Origin of the sequence: Methylobacterium sp. WL18 (genome assembly GCF_008040015.1) — a bacterium.
GTDB classification, from domain to species: Bacteria; Pseudomonadota; Alphaproteobacteria; order Rhizobiales; family Beijerinckiaceae; genus Methylobacterium; species Methylobacterium mesophilicum.
In genome coordinates this window covers 1-4,835 of record NZ_VRVD01000355.1, presented here as the reverse complement: position 1 = coordinate 4,835, position 4,835 = coordinate 1, and the positions used below count along the sequence as shown (strand labels likewise).

Annotated in this window: 6 protein-coding genes; 2 read left to right on the top strand and 4 right to left on the bottom strand. The window is 69.7% G+C overall.

The features are described 5' to 3' along the window. Window positions 1-512: 512 nt before the first annotated feature. Entirely contained in the window at window positions 513-677 is a 165-nt protein-coding gene (locus FV228_RS33250; protein WP_187277833.1) for a hypothetical protein, read from the bottom strand. 264 nt (window positions 678-941) lie between these two features. On the opposite strand from FV228_RS33250, the gene FV228_RS20430 reads away from it, so the two are divergent. Then, the gene (locus tag FV228_RS20430) at window positions 942-1,244 is read left to right on the top strand and encodes a hypothetical protein (protein ID WP_147856294.1); all 303 of its coding nucleotides are present in this window, start codon (window positions 942-944) and stop codon (window positions 1,242-1,244) included. Window positions 1,245-1,314: 70 nt separating this feature from the next. Then, window positions 1,315-1,806 (top strand): cache domain-containing protein, encoded by a 492-nt coding sequence (locus FV228_RS20425; RefSeq protein ID WP_147856293.1) that lies wholly within the window; start codon window positions 1,315-1,317, stop codon window positions 1,804-1,806. A 10-nt stretch (window positions 1,807-1,816) separates the two neighbouring features. Here the strand turns inward: FV228_RS20425 and FV228_RS20420 are convergent, their stop codons facing one another. From FV228_RS20420 to FV228_RS20410, 3 genes are all read right to left on the bottom strand, one after another. Beyond that, the gene (locus FV228_RS20420) at window positions 1,817-2,695 is read right to left on the bottom strand and encodes an SDR family oxidoreductase (protein WP_147856292.1); all 879 of its coding nucleotides are present in this window, start codon (window positions 2,693-2,695) and stop codon (window positions 1,817-1,819) included. A 347-nt stretch (window positions 2,696-3,042) separates the two neighbouring features. Beyond that, window positions 3,043-3,852 carry an exodeoxyribonuclease III gene (gene xth / locus FV228_RS20415; RefSeq protein WP_147856291.1) on the bottom strand — a complete coding sequence of 270 codons (810 nt, stop codon included), beginning with the start codon at window positions 3,850-3,852 and terminating at the stop codon, window positions 3,043-3,045. 263 nt (window positions 3,853-4,115) lie between these two features. After that, window positions 4,116-4,835: outer-membrane lipoprotein carrier protein LolA (locus FV228_RS20410; RefSeq protein WP_187277832.1), on the bottom strand; the 720-nt coding region annotated here is incomplete at its 5' end.

Below are 4,835 nucleotides of genomic sequence, written 5' to 3'. Positions count from 1 at the left end.
GCGGACGTCCGGCCCCGGCTTCGTCCGGCGGCGGTGGCGGCGGGGCCCGCGGTGGGTACGACCTGGACGACGATATCCCGTTCTAGGGTCTTTCGGGATCTCTCAGACCCGCCGCTCACCGCGGCGGGTTTTTTTCTGAGTGATTGCGTAGTCTGCAAACCGGCGCACGGTTGCTTGCTCTGGATTGCATCAGGTTCTCCACACGCCCCCGAACCGTCCAGTATCGCCGTCGCACTCAAGATCGCCAACGGCGTGCCCGAAACGTTCGGGTTGGGTCATGCCGTCGTCAGCCGAGTCCGCCTCGCTGCGACTGATGCACCCCATGTCGTCATCGCGAGCGGAGCGAAGAAACCCAGGGAAACGCCACGTCCGGAGATCGCGCGCCGCACTGGCTTGCTTCGTTGCGCTCGCGATGACGGTGGGCGGCCGACTGACGTCGATCTACGCCGCTCCCCGTATCGGCGTGCCGCCTGTCCCCGGCGCCGCAGCCCCTGCCCTCCCGGGAGTTTCCGTCACAGCGCCACGCCGGCGGTCCCGCCGACCGTCAGGACGACCGGGCGCGGGCCGGCATCGGGGTCGCCCCCATCCTCCAGCCAGGACAGCCCCTGCCGGAAGGCCCGCCCGGGCGGCGCGCGCTTCGCAGCGCGATGAATTCCATCGACCGCAGCATGCGACATGGATCTACTGTCGGCCACATGGTATATCCGTCCGACTCAGCGCGGTTCGGCGGCGTCCGCACTATCTATCTCGCCTGAATATTGAATATCTGCCCGACGATCGATCGCGAAATTGACGACACCGGGATTAAACCCGGGTCCGGACAGGTCCTCGCTCTCGGAGAGGTACCTGCGACGCGAAGGGAACCGCACGGGGAGACCCGTCGATGCCCGATGTCTAAGCCTGCCAGCGTCGATATCTCCATCGTATCCGGGAGCCGGAAGATGTCAGATCTCTGTGCGATCGAAGATTTCATCACCGAGGCCGAACACCACATCCGACAGGCGGAAGCACTGCTGGCGGACCTCGAAGCGATGCGGTCGAGCGAGGCCCGGCGCCTGCGGGCCTGCATGTATCTCACCGCGCTGCAGCGGCTGAAGCGCATGATCGAGACCCACCATCCCGCGGAGGCGGCGGACGATGCCCCGCTTCCGGCCGCCATCCTGGCCGGGCCGAGGCGGCCGCGCTGGTGGCCCGTGCCGCGGATGGCGATCGAGACCGGTTTCTTCCGGCGCCGCGCCGGCTGATGCTCCGGTGTTGGCGCCCCGAGCGGGACCGCGATCACCGGACCGAGGGGGGACCGTCAGGGGGGCGACCATGCCCAAGCGAGCGCTGATCGTCAGCCTGCCGATCCTGATCCTGATCCTGGTCCTGCCGCTGAGGCAGGTGGCCGGGCGGGATCAGCCCGGCCCGGTCCACCAGGCGGCGGAGATCGAGGCCCTGGTGAACAGGGCCGCCGAATTGATCGAGAGCGAAGGCCGCACCGCGTTCACGGCGTTCCGCCGCAAGAACAGCCCCTGGCGCTACGGCGACGTCTACCTGTTCGTGGTCGACATGCACGGGACCGTGCTGTTCAACGCCGCCCATCCGAACCGCGAGGGCCGCGACCTGCTCCAGGAGCACGACGCGGCCGGCAAGCAGTTCCACAAGGATTTCATCGGGATCGTGCGGGAATCCGGGTCCGGCTGGGTCGACTACATGTTCCCGCGGCCCCGGCGCAGCACGCCCGAGGTGAAGTGGAGCTACGTCTGCGCCACGACGGTCGAGGACGTCCCGGCGCTGGTGGGCGCGGGCGTCTACGTCGAGTGAGGCCCCGCCCTCACAGCATCGGGATGCCGCCGGTCACCGGCACGAGGGCGCCCGACATGAAGCTGCCCTCGCGCGAGGCGAGCAGCACGTAGGCGCCGGCGAGTTCCGCGGGCTGGCCGGCGCGGCCCAGCGGTGTCTGGGTGCCGAGCTCTTCCAGCTCCTCGGGGCTCTTCACGATCGGCTGGATCGGGGTCCAGACCGGGCCGGGCGCCACGCAATTCACCCGGATGCCCTTGGGCGCGAGCAGGTTCGACAGGCCGATGGTCAGGCTGGCGATGGCGCCCTTGGTGGCGGCGTAGATCAGCATGTTCGCGCCCGCGACCTTGGCCTGGACGCTGGTCGAGTTCACGATCGCGCCGCCCGGCTTCATGTGCGGCACCGCGGCCTGGGCGAGGTAGTACATCGCGAAGACGTTGGCCCGGAACGAGCCCTCGATGTCGGCGGCGTTCAGGTCGTCGAGCCCTTCGTTGACCACCTGGGCGGCGGCGTTGTTGACCAGCACGTCGAGCCGCCCGAACGCGGCCATCGTGCGGTCCACCAGCGCCCGGCACTGGGCCTCGTCGCGGATGTCGCCCGGCAGGAGCAGGCAGCGGCGGCCGGCCTTCTCGACCCAGGCTTTGGTGTCCTCCGCGTCCGACTGCTCGACCTCCAGGTAGGAGATCGCCACGTCGGCGCCCTCGCGGGCATACGCGATCGCCACCGCCCGGCCGATGCCGGAATCGCCGCCCGTGATCAGCGCGACCTGCCCGGTGAGCAAGCCCTTGCCGACGTAGCTCTCCTCGCCGTGGTCGGGACGCGGCGTCATCTTCGAGGTGAGGCCGGGCCGCTCCTGCTGCTGGTCGCCGGGAAAGGGCGGCCGGGGACCGGCCTCGCGGGGATCGTCGGTCATCGGGCGCGGTTTCCTGCAGGACGGGGCATCTGGGGCGCGCTTCGACCGGTCGTATCAGGCTGGCGAACCACGCGGCGCCATCGGGGGCGCACGCGAAAGAGCCGCCTCGCTCCGCGATCCGGGCCGGACGCGGAGACAGGGCGGTGAGCCGCGACGTGGCGGGCGGTCGAGCGGGGCGTCAGAACGCCCGGTCGCGGGCGGCGTGCGGGCCGCCGTAGCGGCGGCGCAGGAAGGAGACGACCTTGGGAAGCAGAAGGGCGATCAGGATCTTGCGCATCGGGCGGGCTCGCATCGCAGGTTCGTGATCCGGCAATGCGCAGTGGTCACCGCAGTTCCGTGACGCGCCGTCACAGCGCCAGGGTCAGGGTCACCGGGGCGTGGTCCGAGGGCCGCTCCCAGCCGCGGGCGTCGCGCAGGACCTCCACCGCGCGGACCGTGCCGGCCAGCTCCGGCGAGACCCAGGCATGGTCCAGCCGCCGGCCCTTGTTGGCCGCCGACCAGTCCGGCGAGCGGTAGCTCCACCAGGTGTAGATCTTCTCCGGCTCCGGGGTGAGGTGGCGGGCCGCATCGATCCAGCCGGCCTCGCCGCGCAGCAGCTCCAGGGCCTCGGTCTCGATGGGGGTGTGGCTCACCACGTCGAGGAGCTGCTTGTGCGACCAGACGTCGTGCTCCAGCGGCGCGACGTTGAGGTCGCCGACCAGGATCGCCGGGCCGGCGACGCGCTGGCCGCCCCAGGCGCGCAGCTCACCCAGGAAATCGAGCTTGTGGGCGAACTTCGGATTCAGCGCGCGGTCGGGCACGTCGCCGCCCGCCGGGACGTAGAAATCGTGCAGCACGATGCCGGCCGCGGCCCCCGCCTCGGGCCCGAGCACCGCCGAGATGTGCCGGGCGTCCTGCTTCTCGCAAAAACCCATCACGCCGCGGGTGTGCAGGGGGAAGCGGGACAGGATCGCGACGCCGTTATAGCCCTTCTGGCCGGCGAACATGACGTGCTCGTAGCCGGAGCCGCGCAGGGCTTTGAGCGGGAACGCGTCGTCCGGGCACTTGGTCTCCTGGAGGCAGAGCACGTCCGGCTTGTGCTCGGCCAGGAAGCGCAGGACCAGGTCGATGCGCAGCCGCACCGAGTTGATGTTCCAGGTGGTGACGGACAGGCGCACGGGCGGGGTCTCGGGTTGCGTCTCGGGCTTGGGGAGGTGAGATAAGCCGCCTTGTCGTTCCGGGGCGCCGGAGGCGAGCCCGGAATCCAGATCCTCTGACGGTGCGGGTGCTTGCGTCGTCGGCGGTCATGGATCCCGGGCTCCGCTGCGCGGCCCCGGGATGACGCGGTGGATGTTTCAGCGATCGGGCAAACCTCGATCCCTTGGCGAATGGGATCCTCGTGAAATGTTGCTCAGCGGAGCATGCCGCATCGCCCCGAAAATCAGTTGGGCTGCTGCGATTGCTGGATCTGCTGCTGCATCGCCTTATCCTCGGCGCGCCCGTAATTGATGAAGAACAGGCCGGCGTCGACGGTCTTGGGCCGCTGCAGGTTCGAGAGCTGCACCGTGGTGATGTAGCCCTGCGGGTCGGTGATCCGCCACTGCGACAGGGTCTTCATCTCGGCATCGAAGAACAGCTGGATCTTCGAGGTGCCGCCGAGCGTCGCCCGGTCCTCCAGGCTGATGCGCACGCCGCCCGGATCGTTGGCGACGTCGGTGACCGAGAGGTCGCGGGCGAGGTCGATTTTTTCACGCAGCAAAAACTTCAGCGGCGTCTGGGCGATGAAGTAGAGGTCCTGGGTGGCGAGCTTGCGGTCGCGCACCGCCACGGAGGTGCCGTCGGCCACCACCTCCAGCGGCGAGGGCTGGTCGTAGTCGAAGCGCAGGCGGCCGGGCTTGGCCAGCGTCAGCTTGCCGCCGATCCGGCGCCCGTCCGCGCCGATCTGCATGAAGCTGCCCGTCAGGGTGTTCATGGCGTTGAAGTAGGCGTTGGCCTGGGCCAGCACGGTGGCGGCGTCCGCCGGCTCGGACGGGGCGAGCGCCGTGGGCGCGCCCACGGCGGCGACCTTGGGCTCGGCGGCCCTGTGGTCCGCCTTGTCGGAATTCTTGGTGCCGGCCTTGGGGCTGCCGGCCTTCGGCGCCTCCTTGGCCGCGGACTCCTT

Coding starts and splice junctions, on each gene's coding strand:
- FV228_RS20420 (WP_147856292.1), bottom strand. CDS start 2,695: ATGACCGACGATCCCCGCGAGGCCGGTCCCCGGCCGCCCTTTCCCGGC.
- FV228_RS20425 (WP_147856293.1), top strand. CDS start 1,315: ATGCCCAAGCGAGCGCTGATCGTCAGCCTGCCGATCCTGATCCTGATC.
- FV228_RS20430 (WP_147856294.1), top strand. CDS start 942: ATGTCAGATCTCTGTGCGATCGAAGATTTCATCACCGAGGCCGAACAC.
- FV228_RS33250 (WP_187277833.1), bottom strand. CDS start 677: ATGTCGCATGCTGCGGTCGATGGAATTCATCGCGCTGCGAAGCGCGCG.